The 22422-nt window shown below is 68.8% G+C and carries 17 protein-coding genes and 1 pseudogene; 13 read left to right on the top strand and 5 right to left on the bottom strand.

From position 1 onward, the window contains the following. Positions 1-10: 10 nt before the first annotated feature. Positions 11-340, bottom strand: a complete 330-nt coding sequence (locus tag KRR26_RS21825; protein ID WP_120201060.1) for a hypothetical protein — start codon at positions 338-340, stop codon at positions 11-13. Between the two features lie 387 nt (positions 341-727). After that, positions 728-1057: a thioredoxin gene (trxA, locus tag KRR26_RS21820; protein ID WP_120201058.1), complete on the bottom strand. Its 330-nt coding sequence runs from the start codon at positions 1055-1057 to the stop codon at positions 728-730. A gap of 173 nt (positions 1058-1230) precedes the next feature. Here trxA and KRR26_RS21815 point away from each other — a divergent pair, with 173 nt between their 5' ends. From KRR26_RS21815 to KRR26_RS21785, 7 genes are all read left to right on the top strand, one after another. After that, complete coding sequence (locus tag KRR26_RS21815) at positions 1231-1599, top strand: hypothetical protein (protein ID WP_233576489.1); 369 nt, start codon at positions 1231-1233, stop codon at positions 1597-1599. Between the two features lie 45 nt (positions 1600-1644). Beyond that, positions 1645-2457 carry a cytochrome C assembly family protein gene (locus KRR26_RS21810; protein ID WP_120201054.1) on the top strand — a complete coding sequence of 271 codons (813 nt, stop codon included), beginning with the start codon at positions 1645-1647 and terminating at the stop codon, positions 2455-2457. A 2-nt stretch (positions 2458-2459) separates the two neighbouring features. Beyond that, a complete protein-coding gene (gene hemA, locus KRR26_RS21805) occupies positions 2460-3776 on the top strand; it encodes a glutamyl-tRNA reductase (RefSeq protein ID WP_217080711.1) in 1317 nt (438 codons plus the stop codon). Then, positions 3773-4714: a hydroxymethylbilane synthase gene (hemC, locus tag KRR26_RS21800; RefSeq protein WP_120201050.1), complete on the top strand. Its 942-nt coding sequence runs from the start codon at positions 3773-3775 to the stop codon at positions 4712-4714. Before hemA ends, hemC begins: the two co-directional genes overlap by 4 nt. A gap of 11 nt (positions 4715-4725) precedes the next feature. Further along, positions 4726-5487 (top strand): uroporphyrinogen-III synthase, encoded by a 762-nt coding sequence (locus KRR26_RS21795; protein ID WP_217080710.1) that lies wholly within the window; start codon positions 4726-4728, stop codon positions 5485-5487. A 67-nt stretch (positions 5488-5554) separates the two neighbouring features. Further along, positions 5555-7342 carry an MYXO-CTERM sorting domain-containing protein gene (locus KRR26_RS21790; protein WP_147422840.1) on the top strand — a complete coding sequence of 596 codons (1788 nt, stop codon included), beginning with the start codon at positions 5555-5557 and terminating at the stop codon, positions 7340-7342. Beyond that, positions 7339-9162 carry a GspE/PulE family protein gene (locus KRR26_RS21785; RefSeq protein WP_120201044.1) on the top strand — a complete coding sequence of 608 codons (1824 nt, stop codon included), beginning with the start codon at positions 7339-7341 and terminating at the stop codon, positions 9160-9162. Before KRR26_RS21790 ends, KRR26_RS21785 begins: the two co-directional genes overlap by 4 nt. Positions 9163-9241: 79 nt before the next feature. Here KRR26_RS21785 and KRR26_RS21780 read toward each other — a convergent pair whose 3' ends face one another. The 3 genes from KRR26_RS21780 to KRR26_RS21770 form a co-directional block, all read right to left on the bottom strand. After that, positions 9242-10780 carry a hypothetical protein gene (locus tag KRR26_RS21780; protein WP_199723633.1) on the bottom strand — a complete coding sequence of 513 codons (1539 nt, stop codon included), beginning with the start codon at positions 10778-10780 and terminating at the stop codon, positions 9242-9244. 87 nt (positions 10781-10867) lie between these two features. Continuing rightward, a complete protein-coding gene (locus tag KRR26_RS21775; RefSeq protein ID WP_120201042.1) occupies positions 10868-12841 on the bottom strand; it encodes a single stranded DNA-binding domain-containing protein in 1974 nt (657 codons plus the stop codon). After that, the gene (locus KRR26_RS21770) at positions 12841-15321 is read right to left on the bottom strand and encodes a bifunctional metallophosphatase/5'-nucleotidase (protein WP_120201040.1); all 2481 of its coding nucleotides are present in this window, start codon (positions 15319-15321) and stop codon (positions 12841-12843) included. Before KRR26_RS21770 ends, KRR26_RS21775 begins: the two co-directional genes overlap by 1 nt. A gap of 136 nt (positions 15322-15457) precedes the next feature. On the opposite strand from KRR26_RS21770, the gene KRR26_RS21765 reads away from it, so the two are divergent. The 6 genes and pseudogenes from KRR26_RS21765 to KRR26_RS21740 form a co-directional block, all read left to right on the top strand. Then, positions 15458-16138 (top strand): NUDIX hydrolase, encoded by a 681-nt coding sequence (locus KRR26_RS21765; RefSeq protein WP_120201039.1) that lies wholly within the window; start codon positions 15458-15460, stop codon positions 16136-16138. Between the two features lie 77 nt (positions 16139-16215). Beyond that, entirely contained in the window at positions 16216-17673 is a 1458-nt protein-coding gene (locus KRR26_RS21760; RefSeq protein ID WP_120201036.1) for an MFS transporter, read from the top strand. An 84-nt stretch (positions 17674-17757) separates the two neighbouring features. Beyond that, entirely contained in the window at positions 17758-19317 is a 1560-nt protein-coding gene (locus KRR26_RS21755; protein ID WP_120202238.1) for a hypothetical protein, read from the top strand. Between the two features lie 52 nt (positions 19318-19369). Beyond that, positions 19370-20119, top strand: coding sequence for an HAD family hydrolase (locus KRR26_RS21750; RefSeq protein ID WP_120202236.1), 750 nt, complete (start codon positions 19370-19372; stop codon positions 20117-20119). 140 nt (positions 20120-20259) lie between these two features. Further along, positions 20260-21384, top strand: coding sequence for a pyruvate dehydrogenase (acetyl-transferring) E1 component subunit alpha (gene pdhA / locus KRR26_RS21745; protein ID WP_217080709.1), 1125 nt, complete (start codon positions 20260-20262; stop codon positions 21382-21384). A 33-nt stretch (positions 21385-21417) separates the two neighbouring features. Next, positions 21418-22422 (top strand): annotated as a pseudogene (locus KRR26_RS21740) (pyruvate dehydrogenase complex E1 component subunit beta); the annotation flags it as partial.

Genomic DNA, 22422 nt, shown 5'->3' with positions numbered 1-22422 from the left:
CGACCGCGTCTCAGGCCGGCTTGCCGTGCGACAGCAGGCGGCGGCGCTCGGCCTGGTAGTGTGCGGAGCACAACCCCTTGGAGCGCTGATCCCGAGTGCAGCCCTCCACCGTGCAGCGGCGGCTCATGGCATTGAGTCCGCCCGAGACGACCTTGGGCGGACGGCCGCGGCGGCGGCTCGCGGTGACGGTATTGCTGCTCGGCGTGCTGCCCAAGCCAGGCATGCCGGTGTTGAGCGCGCGGAGCATGCCGCGGCCAATGGCATCCCCAATCGCCTCTGCCCACGACGTCAGGGCAGGGGTGAGGGGTGCAGAGATCATTTCCTTATGCGGACGTGCCATGAAAACTCCCGGTGAAACTCGTTAAACAAGACAGAGCCAGCTCGCGTCTATTTGTCTGTTGAGGCGAACGCTGTCAACAACACAGCGGCGGGTCTGGTTTGACTCGTAAAAGAATTTCGGCAACTGGTAACAAGTCTGCACTTGGCGCCGTGTCCGCAAGAGAGTGCTTGCATGCGGCTGCGCTCCAAGGGCAGGACGAAGGATTGGCGGTGGGAGGGCTTGGCGACGGTGACAACCCTTACATCGCGCCAGGAAACGCTGTTTCACAGACAAATTGAAACAGCACTGTCACTGGGACGGCTCGGATTGCGCTGTGCGGCGGCTGCCTCCGCTGCCATGCGCGGCTCCGAGCGGGGAGCCACGGGCGCGGCAGCGGAGGCAAGGGCACTACAGGGTCTTCTTGATGGCGTCCTCGATGCGGGACTTGGGCACCGCGCCGACAATCTGCTCGACCACCTGACCGCCCTTGAAGACGAGCAGGGTGGGGATGGAGCGGATGCCGTACTGCTGGGGCGTGTCCTGGTTCTCGTCGATGTTGACCTTGGCGAACTTCACCTTGCCCTTGTACTGGGTGGCCAACGCGTCGACGGAGGGCGCGATGGCGCGGCAGGGAGCGCACCAGGTGGCCCAGAAGTCGACCAGCACGGGCTCCTGCGAGTCCAGCACCTGCTGCTTGAAGTCCCCATCCCCGATGTTGATCACGTCAGCGCCTGCCATGGTGTCTCCTTGGGCCTTTCGAGGGCCGCGACGGCGCGTGCTCTAGTACGTGCGTTCGGACCCTGCAAGAAGCGGTGGAACCGCCACCGCCCGCCTCAGATGCGGTCAACGAACGGGCGTTGCAACCAATTCCCCGCGAGCCCTCGGCGGGACGCTGGTGTAGGCTCACGCGCGTGACGAAGCTCTTCCTGTCCCAGACCCAACTCGAGGAGTGGGCGCTGGACGACAAAGCGGACCTGCGCGAAGGCAAGCTGGTGGTGGCCGCCGAGGGAGGTGGCGCCTGGCCGGTCGTCCCGGCCGTGCACTTCGTGCAGCTGGTCTCCGGGGATGACACCCACAAGCTGGTGGCGCGGGTGAAGACCGAGGAGCAGCTCGCGAAGCTGGGGGCCGAGCAGATGGCTGACTCCGTCCTGGTGGGAGACACCGCATACGAGGTGGTTCCGGGGTATGTGGCGGAAGTCACGGCTCCGGCTGCTGACCCGAAGAAGCCAAGCTCGGAGACGGACCTGTTGGCCGCCTTCATCCTCAACAAGATGGGCTGATCGCGGGCTGATTGCCCGCTCGGCCGTGGTTATGAGCCTGCCGCCATGAGCCATTCGCTCGTCTCGCTCGCATGTCACGCCTATGGGCTCGCCGCCCTGGTCTACTTCGCCTACCTGGTCCGCCAGTCGGAGGTGCTCGCCACCACGGGTCGGGTGTTGGTGGGAGGCGGCCTGGTGCTGCACGGCGTGGCGCTCTTCGCGCTGCTGGGCGCGCAAGGCGGGCTGCCCGTGGGGCCGGCGCAAGGCTTCTCCTCGCTCGCCTTCCTGCTCCTCGCCATCTTCCTGGCCTTGGATGTCCGCTACCGCAGGCCCGTGATTGGCGCGTTCCTCACGCCGTTGGCGGTGACGGTGTTGGTGCCGGGGTTGTTGATGGAGAGCGGACCGTCTCCGCTGCCGCCCGCGGTGCGCCAGCCGCTCTTGCCGTTGCACGTGAGCCTCGCGCTGCTGGGGCTCGCGGCCTTCGCGGTGGCCGCGGGCGTGGGGGTGATGTACCTGCTGATGGAGCGTCAGGTGCGCGCCAAGCGCTTCGGGCTCCTGTTCTCGCGGCTGCCGTCGCTGGAGTTCCTGGACACCCTCAACCGCCGGTTGGTGGTGTGGGGGTTCATCGCGCTGTCGGTGACGCTGGCCACGGGGGCGTTCTTCGTGAGCACGGCGCCGGGCGTGGGCTGGACGTGGGATGCGAAGGAAGTGGCGACGGTGGTGGCCTGGGGGGTGTTCGCCGCGCTCGTCAACGCGCGCATCTTCGCGGGCTGGAGAGGTCGCCGGGTGGCGCTGCTGACCATGGCGGGCTTCGGGTTGGTGTTGGTGTCGTTCCTTTCTTCGTATGACTTGTCCTCCGCGACTCGGGGGATGCCTTAGCCATGGAACTGATTTGCATTGGCTTGTCCCACCGCTCGGCGCCCCTGGCCATCCGCGAGCGGCTGGCCCTGCCGGAGCCCCAGCAGCTGGAGGTCCTTCAGCGGCTGGCGCAGGCGCCCGTGGAGGCGCTTTGGGTCTCCACCTGCAATCGGGTGGAGGTGTATCTGGCGGCGCCCACCGCGCGGCTCGGGCGTGAGCGCGTCCACGCGGAGCTGCGGGAGCTGGGCGGCGCCGAGGCGCTGGAGCACCTGTATGAGCACGAGGGCGAGGCGGCGCTGGTGCATCTGTTCCGCGTGGCCTCCAGCCTGGACTCCATGGTGCTGGGCGAGGCGCAGATCCTGGGACAGCTCAAGGACTCGTTCGAGCGCGGCCAGGGCGCGGGCGCGGTGCGCGGAGAGATGACGCGGGTGTGCGCGGCGGCCTTCAGTTGCGCCAAGCGCGTGCGCACGGAGACGGCCATTGGCCGAGCGGCCACGTCCATGGCCTCCGCCGCGGTGCAACTGGCGAGCAAGGTGTTCGACGGCCTTCGCGACAAGACCGTGCTCGTGGTGGGCGCGGGCGAGATGGGCGAGCTGGCCGCGAGGCACCTGCGGCAGGCGGGCGCGGGGCGGCTGTGGATCACCAACCGGACGCTGTCGCGCGCCGAGGCGCTCGCGGGCGAGGTGGCGGGCGTGGCCCGTCCGTTCGAGGAGCTGCTCTCGCTGGTGTCCGCCGCGGACGTGGTGGTGACGAGCACCGCGTCGCAGGTGCCGTTGTTCACGCGCGACAACGTGGGAGCGCTCGGCAAGGGGCGCAAGGGACGGCCTCTGTTCATGGTGGACCTGGCCGTGCCGCGAGACATTGACCCCGAGGTGGGTTCACTGGACTGGGTGCACGCCTACGACGTGGATGACATCCAGAAGTTCGTCGCCGAGAACGCCGCGGCGCGCGCCGAGGAGGCGCACAAGGCCGGTGGGCTGGTGGCGCAGGAGGTCGCGCGCTTCGCGAAGGATCGCGCGTTGCGTGACGGCATGCCGGTGCTGGCGCGGCTGCGTCAGCGCGCGGAGGGCATTGCCCGCGCGGAGGTGGAGCGCACGCTGGCCGCGCTCGGCGACGACCTCACCGACAAGCAGAAGAAGAGCATCGAGGCCATGGGGCGGGCGATCGTGAACAAGCTGTTGCATGAGCCCACCGCGCGGCTGCGCGCCGTGGGGCCGGAAGGTGATGGGAATCGGTTGGCGGGCGCCGCCGCGGAGCTGTTCGGTCTGACGGAGGAGTCCGGGGCGGCGGTCCCAGGCACGTCGCCGGCGGCGCAGGCGGTCTCGGGAGGGCGGCGATGACGTCCTTGCGAATCGCGACCCGGCAGAGCCCGCTGGCGCTCTGGCAGGCCCGGCACGTGGCCTCGCTGCTCACGGCTCGGCACCCGGGGCTGGAGGTCTCGCTCGTGGAGATGACCACCGCGGGCGATCGCTTCCTGTCCGCGCCGTTGTCGGCGGTGGGCGGCAAGGGCCTGTTCGTGAAGGAGATCGAGCAGGCGCTGCTCGACGGTCGCGCGGACCTGGCGGTGCACAGCCTCAAGGACATGACGTCGGAGTTCCCCGACGGGCTCATCCTGGCCGCGGTACCCGTGCGAGAGGACCCTCGCGACGCGTTCTGTGCGCCGGCGGGAGTCACGGTGGGCTCGCTGCCCTCCGGGGCCCGCGTGGGCACCTCGTCCTTGCGGCGCAGTTGCATCCTGCGCGCGCGGCGGCCGGACGTGGAGATCGTCTCGGTGCGCGGCAACGTGCAGACGCGCTTGCAGCGCACGAAGGAGATGGGGCTGTCGGGGGCGCTGCTGGCGTTCGCGGGCCTCAAGCGCCTGGGCCTGGAGCACGTCATCAGCGAGGTGCTGTCCGTGGAGGAGAGCCTGCCCGCGGTGGGGCAGGGCGTGCTGGCCATCCAGTGCCGCGAGGACGCGGCGACGGTGCGCTCGCTGCTGGCGCCGCTGGAGGATGCCACCACGCGCATCGCCGTGCGGGCGGAGCGCGCGTTGCTGGCGAAGCTGGAGGGCGGGTGCACCGTGCCGCTGGCGGGCCATGCCACGGTGTCCGGCGAGCGCGTGCACCTGCGCGGGCTGGTGGGGCGGCCGGATGGCACGCTCGTCATCCGCGGCGAGGTGCGCGGCGATGCGGCCGACGCCGAGACGCTGGGTGAAGCCTTGGCGGACGACCTGCTGGCGCGGGGCGCGGCGAGCATCCTGCGCGATTTCGCCCGCCGCTCGGCCGCTCCGACGCCCTAGAGTGCGCCCGCGTGGAACGGCGACTGGAAGGCATTCGAGTCTTGGTGACGCGCCCGCGCGAGCGGGCCGAGGAGCTGTGCTTCCTGCTGGAGGACGAGGGCGCGGAGGTGTCCAGCGTGCCGCTCCTCGAACTGCAGCCGCCCGAGGACCCTCGGCCGCTCGCGTCGGCGGCCGAGCACATCCAGCGCTATGGCTGGGTGGTGTTCGCGAGCCCGTCGGCGGTGGACGCGCTCATGGATGCCTTGCGGGAAGCGGGCACGGTGGGCTGGCTGTCTCGCGTGAAGCTCGCGGCCGTGGGCCCGCGCACCGCGCGCACGCTGGAGTCCTATGGGCTCACGGTGACGCTGGAGCCGGTGGAGGGCACGGGCCTCGCGCTCTTCACGGCGATGCGTGACGGGCTGCTCCCCGAGGACGAGGTCCTGCTGCCCGCCGCGGAAGCGGGCCGCCGCGAACTGGAGGACGCGCTGCGAGAGCAGGGCGTGCGCGTCACGCGCGTGACGGCCTATCGCTCCTCGCCCGCGCTCCTGTCCGAGGACGCGCTGTCCACGCTGGATGCGGCGCCGCCGCAGGTGGTGTTGTTTGCCTCGCCGCGCACCGCGGAGGCCTTCCTGGAGGCCGCGGGCCGCGAGCGCCTCGCGGGGGCCAAGGTGGTGGCGATTGGCCCCACCACGGCGGGGGCGTTGGAGCGTCTGGAGATTCCCGTCGCCGCCGTGGCGGAGCGGCCCACTCCTGAGTCGCTCGTGGATGCCGCGGTCCTGGCCATTCGCGGGTAGACTGTCCGCTCGGTGACGCTGCGGGCACTCCTGTGCCCCTGCGCGATGCGATGCGGAGAGGTGCGAGATGAGTCGTGGAATGCAGCGGGGGGCGCTGGTCCTGGGGCTGTGTCTGATGGCCGCCACGGCGATGGCGCAGGGCTCGGGTGACTACAAGTACCTGGACTTCCAGGTGCTGGGGAACAGCCAGGACCCCTTCGCGTATTACATCGACGGGCGCACGCCGAAGCCCGCGGGCATTGACCTGACCGAGGTGGAGACCGCGGTGAAGGCCGCGCTCCAGACCTGGGAAGACGTGGACTGTGCCTGGCCCGCGTTCAAGTACGCCGGGCGGGCCACCGCGGCCAACGTCCCGAACGTGGAGGAGCGGCAGGATCGCTTCAGCATCGCGGCCATCTTCGTCACGGACAAGACGAACCCCAACTACGTGGGCGCGCTCGCGCAGGGACAGAGCGCCGCCACCGCCGTGCCGCTGACGTACGGTGGTTATGTCTATCAGTGCGACATCTTCCTCAACGCGGTGGACTACCGGTGGACCACGCTGCCGGCGACGCCCGCGGGCTTCATGGACCTGCGCTCGCATGTGCTGCGCGAGATGGGGCACTGTCTGGGAATCGCGTCCATCTACTCGCTGGACTCGGATCCGGTCATGGCCTTCCTGCCGCCTGGGCCGGGCGTGAGCAAGCGGACCCTCAGCACGTATGACCGCGGCGCCCTCTGCCAGCTCTATCCGCAGGAGGGCGCGGTGGGCTCGCCCTGCACCACCACCTGCACGAATGGCCTGACGTGCGTGTCCACCACGTCCACCACGACGGGCAACGCCATCAAGGTCTGCGCCAAGGCCTGCACCGGCGCGACGCCGGGCGAGTGCCCCGACCCCTACGTGTGCCGCGCCTCCACGCTGGTGTCCGGCAGCGCCAATGCGTGTCTGCCGGCCCTGCCGGACGCCGTGACGAAGGTGGGCCAGCCTTGCACTGGCAAGACGGCGGGCGAGTGCGGCTCGGCGCGCAGCCAGTGCATCGAGGCCGGCACGGCGTACCCGTCGTTCCCCACCTCGTGGACGGGCGGCTACTGCACCGAGGGCTGCACGACGTCCAAGGACTGCCCGGCCAACTCGCAGTGCATCGAGACGGGGTCAGCCAAGGGCAAGATGTGCGCGCAGCAGTGCCGTCCGGGCACGGGTGACTGCCGCGATGGCTATGCGTGCGCGCCGCTGGGCGAGGGCAGCGTGTGCGTGCCGGCGTGCTCGACCAATTCGGAGTGCGCCGCGACCTCGGTGTCGTCGGTGTGCCGCGTGTGCGACCGCGTCTGCGTGGTGGAGCAGGCCACGGGCCGTCAGATTGGCGACCCGTGCGGACAGGATTCCGAGTGCGGCACCAATCAGGTGTGTCTGCGACTGAACGATACGACCCTGGGCGTCTGCGCGTCGCCGTGCTCGCTGGAGGCATGCTCCTGCCCGGCGGGCACCACGTGCCATACGGCGGGCACGCGCGGTGAGCGCTTCTGCCTGCGCGACTGCGAGGGCAGCACGTGTGCGTCGCAGTTGCAGTGCAGCCCCTATGACACGAGCCCGGCCTGCATCCCCACGTGCCGCACGACCAAGGACTGCCCCAACGGCACGCAGTGTGGCCTCGGGGGCCGTTGCTTTGATCCGCGCGCGAAGCCTGACGCGGGCACGTGCACGCTGTGCAATGACGCGGGCACTCCGCCGCCGGTCGTCACGGACGCGGGCACGGGCGGCACCACCAGCCCGAGCGGGTGTGGTTGCCAGAGCGCGCCCACCTCGGCGGCGTTCGTGATTGGCCTCGGCGTCATGTTGCTCATGAGCCGGAGGCGGCCGGGGCGCAAGTCATGATGCCAGGGGGCGGAGCACCCGTGCGCACGCGCGCAGACTTCACCACGATGTTCGTGTTGGAGGCGCTCGTCGCGCAGGAGCTGCTTCGGCCCGAGCAGGCGCAGGAGGTCCTCGCCCGCGAGCCGGCGGCGCGCGCGCGCGTGCTGAAGGCGCATGCGGGGCAGGGGAAGGAGGCGGCGCGCTACGACGTGTCGCCCGTGGAGGTGATCGCGGCGTTCCAGATTCCGCTCCCCGGCGGCAGGACGGTGCTCGATGAAGACCGCATCACCGAGGCGGCGGCGCGCGCCTCGGGCATCGCGTACCGGAAGATTGACCCGCTGAAGCTGGACATGGCGCTGGCCACCCGGACGGTGTCGCGTCCGTACGCACAGAAGCACGTGCTGCTGCCCCTGGAGCGGACCGAGCAGGGGCGGCTGCGCGTGGCCGTGGCCAACCCGTTCGACCGCGAGCTGTTCGAGAGCTTCCAGCGGCTGACGGGCGTGCCGGTGGAGCCGGTGCTGTCCTCCAAGCTGGACATCCTCAAGTCCATCGCGGACATCTACGGCTTCAAGAAGACGCTGGCGCGCGCGGCGGACGACTTCAGCGGCGCGCAGGTGCAGCTGGGCAACTTCGAGCAGCTCGTGTCGCTCAGCGGCACGCAGGAGCTGGAGGCCTCGGACAAGCCCGTGGTGCAGGCGGTGGACTACCTGCTGCGCTACGCGTACGACAACCGCGCCTCGGATATCCACATCGAGCCCAAGCGCGCCACCAGCGTGGTGCGGCTGCGCATCGACGGGGTGCTGCACCCCGTCTACACGCTGCCGGTGCAGGTGCACGCCCCCATCGTGTCGCGCGTGAAGATGCTCTCGCGCATCGACATCTCCGAGAAGCGCCGGCCTCAGGACGGTCGCATCAAGACGGAGCGAGACGGGCGCGAGGTGGAGCTGCGCGTCTCCACGCTGCCCACGGCCTTCGGCGAGAAGGTCGTCATCCGCATCTTCGACCCCGAGACGCTGGTGCAGGACATCGCCCAGCTCGGCTTCGAGCCAGACGAGAAGGGCTCGTTCGAGTCGTGGATTGATCAACCCCACGGCCTCATCCTGGTGACGGGCCCCACGGGCAGCGGCAAGACGACGACGCTCTACTCGGCGCTCAAGGCGCTGGCGGGGCCGGACATCAACGTCGTCACGGTGGAGGACCCCATCGAAATGGTGTGGGACGCCTTCAACCAGGTGCAGGTCCAACCCAAGCTGGGGCTCGACTTCGCCGGGGCCCTGCGCCACATCCTGCGGCAGGACCCGGACGTCATCATGGTGGGTGAGATTCGCGACGCGGAGACGGCGGAGAACGCCATCCAGTCCGCGCTCACCGGCCACCTCGTGCTGTCCACCTTGCACACCAATGACGCGCTGGGCGCCGTGGCGCGCATGCGCGACTTGGGCGTGCCGTCCTTCCTCCTGGCGCAGTGCCTGCTTGGCGTCATGGCCCAGCGGCTCTTGCGCCGTGTGTGCGGCCATTGCGCGCAGGAGGCCACGCTCACGCCGGACGAACTGCTCGCCCTCCAAGCGCCGTTGCCGCTGCTGCCCGGTGGCGTGCGCCTGCTCCAAGGCGCCGGGTGCGTGCGCTGCCGCAACACGGGCTACGTGGGGCGCACGGGCGTCTTCGAGATTGTCACCGCGGGCCGCGAGCTGCGGGAGCTCATCGCGCGGGACGCGCCCTACGAGCGACTGGTGGAGTCCGCGCGGCGCACCGGCATGCGCACCCTGCGCGAGGCGGCCGTGCGCAAGCTGGCCCAGGGCCTCACCGCGTTCGACGAAGTCGTGCGGATGACGTCCGCCTGAGTCCCTGCGGGGCGCTGAAACGACCGCGGCCCGACGCCAGTGAAGGCGCCGGGCCGCGAGTACCGCTGAACTCCCGAGGCTAGAAGCGCGACTGGAGCAGCGTGTTGAAGCCGAGCGCGTGCGGCTTCTCGAAGTTCGGCTGCGCCACGCCCGTGACGTCGTCCTTGAAGGTCGTCCGGTTCGTGTCGTACGTGTAGTAGACCTCGCCGACCGCGGCCACGGACTCAGACAGGTCCCAGCGGAACGTCGCCTTGGCGGAGAAGATGGGCTCCGCCTCGCACGGCTTCGTCTTGTTCTTGTCGCACGTGGTGGGGAGGATGCTCAGCTGGTTCACGTCGCGCACCACCACCGTGCGCGTGCCCGTCAGGCCCGCCGGCGGGTTGTTGCCACCCAGCGTCGAGTCCGGGCTGCGGTACGAGGCCGGCTGCTGCACGCCGAGGATGATGCCTGGCGTCAGGTGCAGCGTGGGCAGGTGGTAGTCCGCGCCCACCGCGACGAACATCTCCGGCTTCAGCTCCGTGCCCTTCGGGAAGTTCTGGAAGGGCGGCAGACCCGGCACCTCGAACTGGATGAAGGACAGGCTGCGGTACAGGCCGAGCACGTTGAGGCGCAGGAAGTCGAACTTCGCGCGCGCTTGCAGGGCCATGGCCGTGGCGCCCTGCGGCTTCGTGGCGCCGAACTTGTCCGGATCCTGCAGCGTCTGCGAGAGGTAGCTGCCCTCGAGCGACACGGAGTAGGACAGGCCGCCCGGGTACTGCTCCGGCGCGAAGAAGCGCTGATAGATTTCCGGGTCGTTCTTGTAGAGCTTGAAGTCCACGCTCGTGCCCACGGGGACGCCCACGTGGTAGACGATCTGCGCGGACGCGCCCGTGGCGTTCACCGCCGCCTCGATGCCCTGGTTGGCGAGGCCCGGAACGATGCCCTTCTGGAAGTAGCCCCAGCCACCCTCGACGCGCAGGGTGTCCAGGATGTCCCAGCCCGCGCCGGCCATCACGCCGTAGAGCGTCTCCTGCTCCAGGATGAGGTCGTTGAGCACCAGCGACGTCTTGCCGCCCACGTAGGCGTACCAACGGTCGCGGGTAATCTGGAGCTTGGCACCCGGCGCGCCCGAGTTGGCCGAGCGGTTGGTGAAGATGCCGCTGCCGCCCCACGAGATGCGGTACGCGTACCCCAGACGGAAGCGGTCCGCGGACACCGGGAAGCCGGTGAGGCTGATGCCTTCCTTCTCACCCCAGCCGGACGGCGTGTAGTTGAGCCGGATGTAGCTGGAGTTGTCGCGCAGGTCGACGCCGCCCGACGGCTTCTCCAACACCAGCAGCGTCAGCGCCGCCTCGGTGGTCAGCCCCTCGAAGAAGGCCGGCATCCGCTTGTACAACACCAGGTTCGACAGGGTCTCGAAGCCCGAGAACTTGGTGTTGAAGTTGTCGTAGAACTGCGTGTTCTGGTTGCCGGCGCCGAAGCGCGCGGCCGGACTGCTGGGCGTCGTCTCGCCAGCGCCCGCCAGAATGTTGTCATCCGCGAAGACGAACGACAGGCGGGTGTCCACGAAATCACCGGCCCAGGCGGGCGCGGAAAGGCCTGTCAGGCCCATCAGGGCCAGGGTCTGCAGCGTTTTCAATGTCCCTCCACGGACACGGCCCCCGGGAGGGCCGCTCTTCCCTGTACCCCGCGTCAGCGGGGTGCGTTGCTTCTCAAAGATGAATCACTACGGGCACGGCTTGATGGGCCGCGGGCACTGCATGTTCGGGCCGGGGTAGCAGCACATGTCGTCCTGGTCCCGCGGAATCACCGCCCACCGGGGACGCGCCGCGCCGATGTGGCGCAGGTGACCCACGACATCGAACGAGGCGGCGTGCAGGTAGGCGCACTGCTGCGCGCGGTCAGGATTGGGGTCCGTCTCGCTGCAGTTGGGCACCAGCTCCGGCACCGCGTCCTTGGTGATGAGCAGGATGCGCGAGCGCATGTTGGGCGTCACCTGGCACATCCCGTCGGCGGTGGCCGTTGCGTCGCGGAGGAGGGACGCCATCGTCTCCTCGCTCCCGAGCTTGTACTTGAAGAGCGTGTTCGGCGCGACGAGCGTGTCCGTGGCGCTCGCCGTCACGGTGTCCCCGCCGAAGCGCACGCGCGTCGGCTGGTCGCACCAGACGGTGACGTGCGTGTCGGGATCCAGGCTGCGCGTGAGGCTGGTGGGCGTGGCCTTCACCGCGATCTTCTGGATGCGGCCCGGCACCGAGTCATCCAACCCCGCGGCGGCGGGGCCGGACGGGTTCATCTCCACCACGAACTGCGAGAATCCATCGTAGTTCGACTTCTCGGTGCAGACGGTGTTGGCGTACTGGCCCACGCCGAGGGTGCAGTCGATGAGGCACTGGCGCTCGGCGCCGTCTGGATCCGCCGGGTTGTCACCGAAGCAGGTCGTCCACGTGCCGGTGCCGGTGTTGGAGCAGAAGCGGGGCAGGGTGTTGTTGCCGTTGCCATCGCAGCTCACGAACTTGGTGGGGAACTTCACGCGCGGCAGCTTCACGAGGGAGGACTCCAGGCTCTCCATCTTGAAGGACTTGTAGACGTAGCCGCACAGCGCGTCGTTCACCGACGGGGACGCGCCAAAGCCACACAGCCGGCCGGAGATGACCGTGGGCGGCACCTGGCTCAGGTACTTGTTCCACTCGGCCTGCGGCAGCAGGCGGACCTTCTCGCGGATGCTCCACGCGGGGAAGGTGAGCTGCGTGGTCGAGGTGAACTCCTGCACCGAGCCCGAGAGCGTCCACAGCAGGTCGCCCTGATCCAACCCCTCCGGGAAGGAGTAGTTGTAGACGAACATGCTGTTGAACCGGCCGGGGGTGAAGCCATCCGGCTCGGGCGTGGGGACGGTGTTGCTCGCGATGCTGTTCTCCTTCACGCGGCACGCCGTCATGTCCGTGACGAAGAAGCCGCTGGGGTCGAGCCCCGTGACGAGCAGCGTGACGGGCTTGCCGTTGTTCGGGTCGGACGCGTCGCAGTTCTGGGTGAGGGCGGGGCCTGCCTCGGGGTTGCGCCCGATGCGCAGGAAGCTGCCCTGGAAGGCGGACTCCTGCTCGCCGCCCTGCGGAATCTGCACGGCCGCGATGGTGGGCTCCTGGAACTGGATGGGCACGGACAGGCCCGTGGCGTAGGTGCGCTTCTCGGGCTCCTTCGGGAGCTGCGAGACGTCACCCTCGATGCCACCGTCCCAGTACTTCACCTCGGGGGGCTCGTCCTGCACCCACACGCGGACCTCACCATAGACGTGCGAGGCGCGGACCGAGCCCGTGCCCTCACCGTTGGTGAGCTGCGTCCAGCGCGTGGTGTAGTCACCGGAGAGATCGCCCGGCACCACGCGGAACGACACGGGGCCATTGAAGGTGGTGAGGGGCTGGCCCGAGCCGTCCATCGCGACGATGCCCAGCGCGATGTCCACCGGGGTGCTGGGCATGACATAGGCGCAGTCCGCCGTGCCGCGCACCTCGTTGGGGACCTTGTCCTCACCGTTGAACCGCGCGCTGCACGAGGACACCACGGGCAGCACGATGTTCTTGGTGCCGCTCGGGGTGGTGATGCCCTTCACGGTCACCCGGAAGGAGGACACGCCCGAGGGCTGGACGGAGTCCTTCGTGACACAGCCCGTCGCCACCAGGGCCGACAAGAGGAGCAGGCGCTTCATTACTTCACCCTCCGGCCAATGCGGCCGTCATCCAGAGCGTTCGCGAGGGGCATCGCGGTCGGGTTCTCGCAGAAGTTACGCAGCTGCAGCGTCACGTTTCCGCAGGTGGGGTTGTTGCCCGCCAGCACATCCCGGCACGTGCACCGGCCGGTGTAGGGGCCAGGGGAGGTGGTGCAAGCGGCCTTGGCCAGCTCCACCGTGCCAATGTCCGGCGCGTTGCAGCCCGAGGGATTGTAGTCGCGACCCTGGAGCTCGCCGCAGGTGCACGAGCCCACCTTCTTGCCGCTCATGCAGGCCTGCTGCGCCTGCTCCGGCGTGGTGACGTTCTCCGCGCCGCAGCCCTTGGGATCGTAGCCGCGCTTGAGCAGGTCGCCGCAAGAGCAGCTCCCCACGCGCACACTCAGCTCGTCCTCGAAGTCCTGCATCCTGCGGCAGCTCGCCTTGGTCGCGTCATCCACGGTCCACACGCCGTTGACGAGCGAGCCGCACGGCTGGGCGCCATCCACGCCGCCGCGCGTCGCGTGGCCGGCGTTGATGTCATCGCACGTGCAGAAGTTCTGCATGTACCCGATGAGCGAGTCGCGCAGGCTGATGCCCGTCTCCTGGCGCGTGGTGTTGCGCTTGAGCACCGTGAAGCCCGAGCCGCCCTTGGCGATGTAGTCGTTCACCGCGACGCGGTACGTGCCGTTGGGGTCCAGCGCCTTGCCGTTGATCTGGATGTCCGTGGCCGGGTGCGCCCAGCAGCGCGCGCCGTTCACGTCCTCCAGACACTGCCACGGGGCATGGCCTTCGCGGTTGTCGGCGGGGCACTGGGAGCAGGGGATGCGCAGGTCGTTGAGCTGCACCTGGGCGCAGTCCATGGTGAACTTCGCGCCGGAGATCTGCGCCTGGCTGACGCAGCCGCGCTCGGAGGAGCGCTCGGCGACGAAGTCGAACATCTCCTGCATCTCCAGACCGGAGAGGTACATGATGTTGATGGTGTTCTCGAACGGGAACACGTTGAACATCGCCTCCTGGGTCACCACGCCTGCATACAAGTTGTCGCGGATGCCCAGCGAGTTGGTGAGCGCGACCTCCGCCTCCACGCGCTTGCGCTTGCGCATGGAGTCCGCGGCGATGTTGCCCAGCGGCGAGTCACCGCCCGTGGAGGTGTTGCGGCGCTGCACGTCCTTGGGGGCGTAGGAGAAGATGGACGTGAGCTGGAGGTTGAAGTCCATGCCCAGGATGTAGGGCACCAGCAGGTCCGTGGTCTCCGCGTCCTCCTTCTGACGGCACTGCTCGATGGCCTCGCGCACGCCGGGGGCCTGGATGAACTTGCCGGCCTCCCAGAAGATGCGCGGATCGAAGCGGTACTTGCGCATGGCCTCGTTGCACCAGAGCGCGTCCAGGGGGAACACCTGGTAGTCCTCGCTGATGACCTCGGCGCCCTCGCCCTGGCCGAGCACTTCCGGCATCTTCACGACCAGGTCCAGGCGGCCCACGTACTTGGCGAACGCGCCCGAGTGCGACAGGACGACCTTGCGGCCGCTCGGGTCCGCGATGAGCTGGGGCGGGTTGAGCACCACGTGCAGGTGGCCGCCGAGCACCACGTCCAGGCCGCTGACGCCGGGGATGTGCACGCGCACCACCGACTTGGGGTCACCTTCCGGGCCGAACCACTCGAGCACGGTCCACTTGTCGGTGGGGCGCTCGAGGAAGTTCGTGATCTTCCCGTACTCGTAATAGGCCTCGTAGCCCTGGATGAGGTCCTGGTCCTCGGTGAGGCCCAGGTGGCTGACCACCACCAGGAGGTCCGTGACGGGGCGCAGCAGCTCCACATAGGCGCGCGCCGCCTCGTTCTGCTCCAGCGGGGTGGCTTGCAGGCTGTTGCCACCCTCGACGATGGAGTTGAGCGAGGAGATGTTCGCCATGCCGATGACGCCCACGCGCACGCCCTTGATCACCTTGAGGGTGTAGGGCGAGGTGACGAGCTCAGCCTGGTTGTTGTCCAACTGCTTCCAGTCATCCCACTTGTAGTTGGCGGCGAGCAGCGGGAAGGTGGCGAAGTCCCGCGCCTTCTGGACGAAGTTCAGCGCGCCCGCGTCGAACTCGTGGTTGCCCACCACGGCCGCGTCCGCGTGCATCCGGGACAGGAAGCGGAACTCCACCTCGCCCGTGTTCACGTTGAAGATGGGCGCGCCCTGGAAGCAGTCGCCCGAGTCCAGGTGGAGGATGCGGTCGCCCTTGGTGCGCTCTCGCTTGAGGATACCCGCCATGCGCGCCGCGCCGCCGAACGGACCGGCCTCCGGGACGAGGCCCAGGTCCTGGTCCGTCTTCAGGGGCGTGAAGTCGTACGGGATGATGCGGGAGTGGATGTCAGAGGTATGCAGGATGGTCAGGCGCACCTCCTGACCTTCGAGGTGGTAGTCCTGTCCCTCCAACACCGGCATGCACGAGGCGGTGGCCAGGGCGCAGAAAAGGCCGAGCAGTGCGCGACGCATTCGATACGGATCCGTAAGGCGATTTCGGGGGAGTGACCGCTAGAAGACGGCGCAAGGTACGGGATCATGGGGGCATGGGCAAGCAACGCCGCCATGACACCCCGCCACATCGCATCAATTTCGGGAGCAGGCAGACATGCGGCCCAGTAGTTCCAATGTGACTGATATCGAGATCATCGAGGATTTCTCATCCACGGCGCGCTGCGACGAGGGCTTCCTGCGAGTGCGGCGGCTGCGCTGCCGCAACCGGCGCGCGGATGGGTCCTCCTCCCCGGTGTATCGGGTGGACGTGGTGGACCGCCCGCGGCTGGATGCCGTGTCGGTGCTGGTCTACCGGCGCGGTGACACCGGGGGGCTGGAGGTCCTCACGCGGATGAACCTGCGCCCCGCCGCGTACTTCCGGCGGGAGCAGACCGCCTCCATGACGGTCCCCGACGGGGTGAGCTATCTGCGCGTGGAGGAGATTGTCGCGGGCCTGCTCGAGCCCGAAGACAAGGGGGAGGAGGGATTGCGACGCCGTGCGTCGGAGGAGGTCCGGGAGGAGGCGGGCTACGCGGTGCGCCCCGAGGACATCCAGTTGTTGGGCGGCGCGTTCTTCCTCGCGCCGGGCATCTTGTCCGAGAAGGTCTTCCCGGCGGCGGTGGACGTGACGGGCGTGCCGGCGGGCGAGCCGGAAGGCGACGGCTCTCCTCTAGAGGAAGGGACCCATCTGCGGTGGCGACCCCTCCACGAGGTGTTGGAGGCCTGCCGGCGCGGAGACATCGCGGATGCCAAGACCGAGGTGTCCCTCACGCGGCTGCTCGCCATCCTGTCGTGACGCGCGCGCGGGTTTCCGGAGGGAGACAGACGGGGTAGGGTGCGCCCCGCCTTCTCTTCCTTTGACGAGGTTGCTGCATGTCGTCGTTGCCCCCGTGGCTGGCCCAGCTCCTGCCGATCGTCATCCTGCTCGGGGCCATTGCCCTGGTGCTCACACGGCTTCCCCGCGTGGACCTGGGGCACTCGCCGCGGTTCCTGCGCCGGCGCTTCCTCAATTGGTTCCCGTTGGGGATGACGTACGCGTTCCTCTACATGGGGCGCTACAACGTCAACGAGGCGACGAGCGCCATGGGGAAGCAGACCTCCAACGCGGACTTCGCCACCATCTTCTTCTGGGGGACGCTCGTCTACGGCGTGGCCTTCCTCGTCAATGGCCCGCTGACGGACAAGCTTGGCGGCCGCTTCACCATCCTGCTGTCCGCGGGTGGCTCGGCGGTGGCCAACATCCTCATGGGGGAAGTGGTGTACGCGGTGCTCGAGCGTGGGTGGGCGCCGCCGGGAGGCATCGTGGCGTGGCTGTCCGTGCTCTACGCCATCAACATGTATTTCCAGAGCTTTGGCGCCGTCTCCATCGTCAAGGTGAACGCCTCGTGGTTCCACGTGCGGGAGCGCGGGCAGTTGGGCGGCGTGTTCGGCATCCTCATCTCCCTGGGCCTCTACTTCGCGTTCGACTGGAGCAAGTTCATCGCGAACGCGGCGCCGGTGTACTGGGTGTTCTACGTGCCGGCCGTGTTGCTCGCCGCCTTCGTATTGCTCGACAGCTTCACCATCGTCGACACGCCTGGCGAGGCCGGGTTCAAGGACTTCGACACGGCGGATGCCTCCAGCGGTGACACGGGGCCGGCCCTGGGGGTGGTCGCCATCTTCAAGAAGATGCTCACCAACCGCACCATCCTCGTCATCCTCTGCGTGGAGTTCTGCAGCGGCTTCCTGCGCAACGCGGTGATGCAGTGGTATCCCAAGTACGCCAAGGCGGTGGGCGTGGGCGGCGAGTTCGTCGCGTCCAACTGGGGCATGCTCTCGTGCGTGGCCGGCATCCTCGGCGGCATGTTCGCGGGGGTCATCAGCGACCGGGTGTTCGACTCACGCCGCGGGCCCGTGTCCGCGGTGCTCTATGCCGGACTGCTCGCGGGCGCGGTGGCGGCGGTGTTCCTGCTCGGCACCACGGGCACGGGTTGGGCCGTGGTGTTCATGTCCCTGTGCGTCATCGGCGTGCACGGCATGCTGTCCGGCACGGCCACCATGGACTTTGGCGGCAAGAAGAACGCGGGCGTGGTGGTGGGCATCATCGACGGCGCGGTGTACGCCGGCACGGCCATCCACGCGCTCGTCTACGGGGCCATCCTCCCCACGGGCGCGGACATGAAGGTCGCCGCCAACTGGATGCCCTGGCCCGTGGCCATGCTGCCCCTGGCGGTGGTGGGGCTCGTGCTCGCCACGCGGGTGTGGAACGCAAAGCCTCAGCCTCGGTCGGTGCCCCAACTATCTTCGGCGCCGGCCGCCGGGGCCCCGAAGCGGACTGGCACCGAGGGCTGAGGGCCGCGTGGTTTCTCCGACGTCCCCCGGCCTCGGGGGACAGGTGGCTCCCTATGTGACAGCCGCGTGACGTACAGTGGCGGCGTGTCCCAGGTCCCCGAAGCACTCATCAGCCGGTTCGACGTCCATGACCGGAAGCAGTTCGAGATCAAGCTCGAGTACCAGCCGGCGGGGACGGACGAGACCCGATATCTGGTGGAGTCGTATCTCTTCCTGCCGTCGAGTCTGAACATCGACGCGGAGACGTACCCGCGCGCGGACTTCTACGCGGACATCCACAACTACGTGCGGTTCAAGACGCCGGTGATGGGGCTGGCGGAGCTGCTGACGTCAGACGGCTCGCCGCTCGTGTGGCTGGAGGCGTGGCTGCGCACGGGGCTGGGCACCGAGGTGGACGTCGTCTACCACGCCAAGCTGTTCTCCTGCGTGCTGCGCGGGGCGCTGCGGCGCTTCGCCACCACGGTGGAGTCTCGCTGCGATGGGAAGAAGGACGTCGACGCCGCGCGCAGCGAGTTGGAGGAAGTGGTGCTCGTGGCGGGCGACGGCATGGCCCGCGTGCTGGAGCGCTTCCGCGCGTGGCTGCGCGCCGTGGGCGAGCTGCGGCTGACGGAGAAGACGCGCGCGTCGCTGCGGCTGGTGGACGAGTACGTGAGCCTGCTCGTGGAGCAGTTCTTCCGCCGCGCGGTGGCGGACATGGGGGCGCTGCCGCGCTCGAGTCAGTGGCTGACCTTGCGCAAGGGGTTGATGGACGCGGTGCTGCGCGAGGAGTCGTACCGCAAGGAGCACCGGCTGCGCAGCGTCCTCAGTCCCACCGGGGACAACGAGGAGTACATGCAGCGGCTGGGCTTCCTGAAGAAGTTCTGCATGAACGTCCTGTTCCTCTCCGCGCGTCGCAAGCAGAAGCGGCAGGGTTGGGAGGAGGTCCTCTTCGCGCTCGCGGCGGGCGTGGCCATGGCGTTCGCCACCGCGGTGGCCTTCTGGGCCCAGGTGCGCTTCACGCAGGCCAGCCTCAACTTCTTCCTCATCGCCGTCGTCGGCTACATGATGAAGGATCGCATCAAGGAAGGGCTGCGCCGCATCTTCAGCCGCGTGGCCGCGACCCACTTGTATGACCGCACCACGGACCTGGTGGATCCGGTGACGGCGCGGACCATTGGCACGTGCGAGGAGCGCGTGGACTACGGCGGCGCGGTGAAGGTTCCGCCGCAGGTGACGTCGCTGCGGCTGCACGACGACTTCACCACCGTGTCGCAGGGCGAGCTGTCGGAGATGGTCATCCGCTACCAGAAGCGCATCGTGCTGGATGCGCGCCTCCTGCCGCGCAGCGAGCGGGGACTGACGGGCGTGACGGACATCCTGCGCCTCAACGTGGAGCGCTTCCTGCGGGACATGGACGAGCCGGAGTTCGCGCTCGAGTACGTGGACCTGGAGGACTTCTCGGTGGGCCGCATCCGGGGCGCCAAGCGCTACGCGGTGGACCTGGTGTTCCGCTTCACGGTGGAGGAGGCCGGGGGCCGCAAGGAGTCCTCGCAGCTCGTGCGGCTGGTGCTGGATCGCAATGGCATCCAGCGCATGCAGACCTATCCGTCGCCGGGAGCGCCGGACGCGCCCGCCGGGACCGGGGCCTGTCAGCCGGCCGCCTGACGGGCACTTTCGGTGTCGAGCCCGTGACGCGCGCATGTATCTTCCGGCGCTCATGGCAGACGACGACTTCAAGAAGCGCGTGCGCGACGACTGGCGCGACTCCCTCCGGGCCATCCTCGAGCGCGCTCGCTCGCTGAGCAGCCAGGCGGTGCTCGCGTTCGACCTGGACTCCACCCTCTTCGACAATCGGCCCCGGCAGGCGCGCATCCTGCGCGAGTACGGCGCCGCGCGCGGGCTTGGCGCGCTCACCGCGTGCGCACCGCACCACTGGGACACCGGCTGGGACATGCGCGCCGCCATGCGGGCGTGTGGCCTGGGCGAAGCGGACATCGAGGCGCACTTCAGCGAGGCGCGTCGCTTCTGGCAGGAGCGCTTCTTCACCAGTGGCTACTGCGCGGACGACGAGGCCATCGAGGGCGCCGCGGAGTTCACCCACGCCGTCGTGGGCACCGGCGCGCAGCTCGCCTACGTCACCGGACGCCACGAGGGCATGCGCGAGGGCACCGTGGCGTGCATGACCCGTTGCGGGTTGGTGACACCCCGCGAGGCGCAAGGCATCCACCTGCTGATGAAGCCCACGTTGCAGGAGGACGATGACGCGTTCAAGCGCGAGGCCCACGCGCGACTGGGGCGGATGGGCACCGTGGTGGCCGCGTTCGACAACGAGCCAACCCATGCCAATGACTACCGGCGCAAGTTCCCCGACGCCTTGGTCATCCATCTGGCTACCGACCACTCGGGCAGGCCCGTGACGCTGCTGGATGGCATCGTGTCCGTGCCTCATTTCGCGCTCGGCGCGTGACGCACCGCGCCTGAATGACAGTCGCAGTGCGGCGAGGTTCTGAAAGGCTTTGAAGTCCCAGGTCCGCGCGCTATGAGGCGCTCGGCGTTTGCCGTCCAGAGCCCCCAAGGCGCGGACGGCCCAGACGGAGGCATGCCGCGGTGGCCAGCGCGTACTCGAAAGAGCAGCTGTTGACGATGTACCGGAAGATGTACCTTCTCCGCCGCTTCGAGGAGCGCGCGGGCCAGCAGTACGGCCTGGGGAAGATTGCCGGCTTCTGTCACCTCTACATCGGTCAGGAGGCGGTGGCGGTGGGCGCCAACGAAGCCATCCGATCGGATGACTACATGCTGTCCGCCTATCGCGATCACGGCCAGCCGCTGGCACGTGGCAGCGACGCGGGCATGGTGATGGCGGAGCTGTTCGGCCGGGGCACCGGCTACAGCAAGGGCAAGGGCGGCTCGATGCACATCTTCGACATCGAGCACCACTTCTACGGCGGCTACGGCATCGTGGGCGGGCAGATTCCGCTGGCGGCCGGCATGGCGTTCGCCAGCCGCTACCGCAACGAGGACCGCGTCACGGTGTGCTTCTTCGGGGACGCGGCGGCCAACCAGGGCGCCTTCCACGAGACGCTCAACATGGCGGCCAAGTGGAAGCTGCCGGTCATCTACATCTGCGAGAACAACCGCTACGGCATGGGCACGGCCATCGCGCGCACGTCCGCGGTGCCGGAGATCCACAAGCGCGCGAGCGCCTATGGCATCCGCGGCGCGGCCGTGGACGGCATGGACGTGCTGAAGATGTACGACGCGGTGAAGGACGCCGCCGCGTACTGCCGCGCGGGCAACGGCCCGGTGCTGCTCGAGGCGAACACGTACCGCTTCCGCGGCCACTCCATGGCGGATCCGGCCAACTACCGGACCAAGCAGGAGGTGGAGGACGAGCGGAAGAATGATCCGCTGCCCAAGCTGCGCGCGTACATCCTCGCGCAGAAGCTGGCGACGGACGCGGACTTCGAGGCCATCGAGGACGCGGAGAAGGCGGTGGTGGACGCGGCCGTGAAGTTCGCGGACGAGTCGCCCGAGCCGAGCCTGGATGAGCTGTGGCGCGACACCATCGTGGAGCCGGGGGAGGAGGACGTCCGCCCGCGTGAGCGCGTGCTGGGCGTGAAGGTCACCCAGTGGCCCTCGTACCCGAGCGGCCAGGAGCTCAAGGTGACGTGGGACCTCGAGCCGCGCGAGCAGGCCGAGCAGGCGGACCGGAAGGCCGGGCTGATTCGCTAGCGCCCGCGGACTTCCAAGCACAACCCTTTCGAGTTCGAGTCGGAGCCGACGATGCCCGAGTTGATGTATCGCGAGGCCCTGAATCAGGCCCTCGCCGAGGAGATGGAGCGCGACGCCAATGTCTTCCTGATTGGGGAAGAGGTGGGTCGCTACAACGGCGCCTTCAAGGTGTCGCAGGGATTGCTGGACCGGTTCGGGAGCGCGCGCATCATCGATGCGCCCATCTCCGAGCTGGGCTTCGCCGGAATGAGCGCGGGCGCCGCCATGGTGGGCCTGCGCCCGGTGGTGGAGATGATGACCTGGAACTTCGCCATCCTGGCGATGGATCAGATCGTCAACAACGCCGCGAAGCTGCGGCACATGAGCGGTGGCCAGCTGCGCTGCCCCATCGTGTTCCGCGGTCCGGGTGGCGCGGGCGGCCGGCTCTCCAGCCAGCACAGCCAGGCGCTCGAGGCCAACTACGCCCACTTCCCGGGCCTCAAGGTGATTGCGCCGGCCACGCCGGCGGACGCCAAGGGCCTGCTCAAGTCGGCCATCCGGGACGAGAACCCGGTCATCATGTTCGAGGGCGAGCGCCTGTACGCCGTGAAGGGCGAGGTGCCCGAGGGCGAGCACATCGTCCCGATTGGCAAGGCGGACGTGAAGCGTGAGGGCACGGATGTCACGCTCATCACGTGGAGCCGCATGTACTACTTCTGCATGGAGGCGGCCGAGGCGCTGGCGAAGGAGGGCATCAGCGTGGAGGTGCTCGACCTGCGCACGCTGCGTCCGCTGGACGAGGAGGCCATTCTCGCGAGCGTGCGCAAGACGAACCGCGCCGTCATCTGCGAGGAGGGCTGGGCCCTCGCCGGCATCGGAGCGTCCGTGGTGGACCTCATCCAGTCGAAGGCGTTCGACGACCTGGATGCGCCCGTCGCGCGCGTGACGGGGCTCGACGTGAACATGTCCTATGCGGCGAACCTGGAGAACGCGACCCAGCCGGACGCGCCCAAGATCATCGCGGCCGTGAAGAAGGTCCTGTACCGCGAGGGAGCCTGA

This window comes from Citreicoccus inhibens, from assembly GCF_019039035.1.
GTDB lineage: Bacteria > Myxococcota > Myxococcia > Myxococcales > Myxococcaceae > Citreicoccus > Citreicoccus inhibens.
The sequence above is the reverse complement of the archived record's forward strand: the minus strand, read 5'-3'. Positions and strand labels throughout refer to the sequence as shown.

Excerpts from the sequence above, each read along its gene's own strand:
- KRR26_RS21825 (WP_120201060.1), bottom strand. The coding sequence starts at position 340 with ATGGCACGTCCGCATAAGGAAATGATCTCTGCACCCCTCACCCCTGCC.
- trxA (WP_120201058.1), bottom strand. The coding sequence starts at position 1,057 with ATGGCAGGCGCTGACGTGATCAACATCGGGGATGGGGACTTCAAGCAG.
- KRR26_RS21810 (WP_120201054.1), top strand. The coding sequence starts at position 1,645 with ATGAGCCATTCGCTCGTCTCGCTCGCATGTCACGCCTATGGGCTCGCC.
- hemA (WP_217080711.1), top strand. The coding sequence starts at position 2,460 with ATGGAACTGATTTGCATTGGCTTGTCCCACCGCTCGGCGCCCCTGGCC.
- hemC (WP_120201050.1), top strand. The coding sequence starts at position 3,773 with ATGACGTCCTTGCGAATCGCGACCCGGCAGAGCCCGCTGGCGCTCTGG.
- KRR26_RS21790 (WP_147422840.1), top strand. The coding sequence starts at position 5,555 with ATGAGTCGTGGAATGCAGCGGGGGGCGCTGGTCCTGGGGCTGTGTCTG.
- KRR26_RS21785 (WP_120201044.1), top strand. The coding sequence starts at position 7,339 with ATGATGCCAGGGGGCGGAGCACCCGTGCGCACGCGCGCAGACTTCACC.
- KRR26_RS21775 (WP_120201042.1), bottom strand. The coding sequence starts at position 12,841 with ATGAAGCGCCTGCTCCTCTTGTCGGCCCTGGTGGCGACGGGCTGTGTC.
- KRR26_RS21770 (WP_120201040.1), bottom strand. The coding sequence starts at position 15,321 with ATGCGTCGCGCACTGCTCGGCCTTTTCTGCGCCCTGGCCACCGCCTCG.
- KRR26_RS21765 (WP_120201039.1), top strand. The coding sequence starts at position 15,458 with ATGCGGCCCAGTAGTTCCAATGTGACTGATATCGAGATCATCGAGGAT.
- KRR26_RS21760 (WP_120201036.1), top strand. The coding sequence starts at position 16,216 with ATGTCGTCGTTGCCCCCGTGGCTGGCCCAGCTCCTGCCGATCGTCATC.
- KRR26_RS21750 (WP_120202236.1), top strand. The coding sequence starts at position 19,370 with ATGGCAGACGACGACTTCAAGAAGCGCGTGCGCGACGACTGGCGCGAC.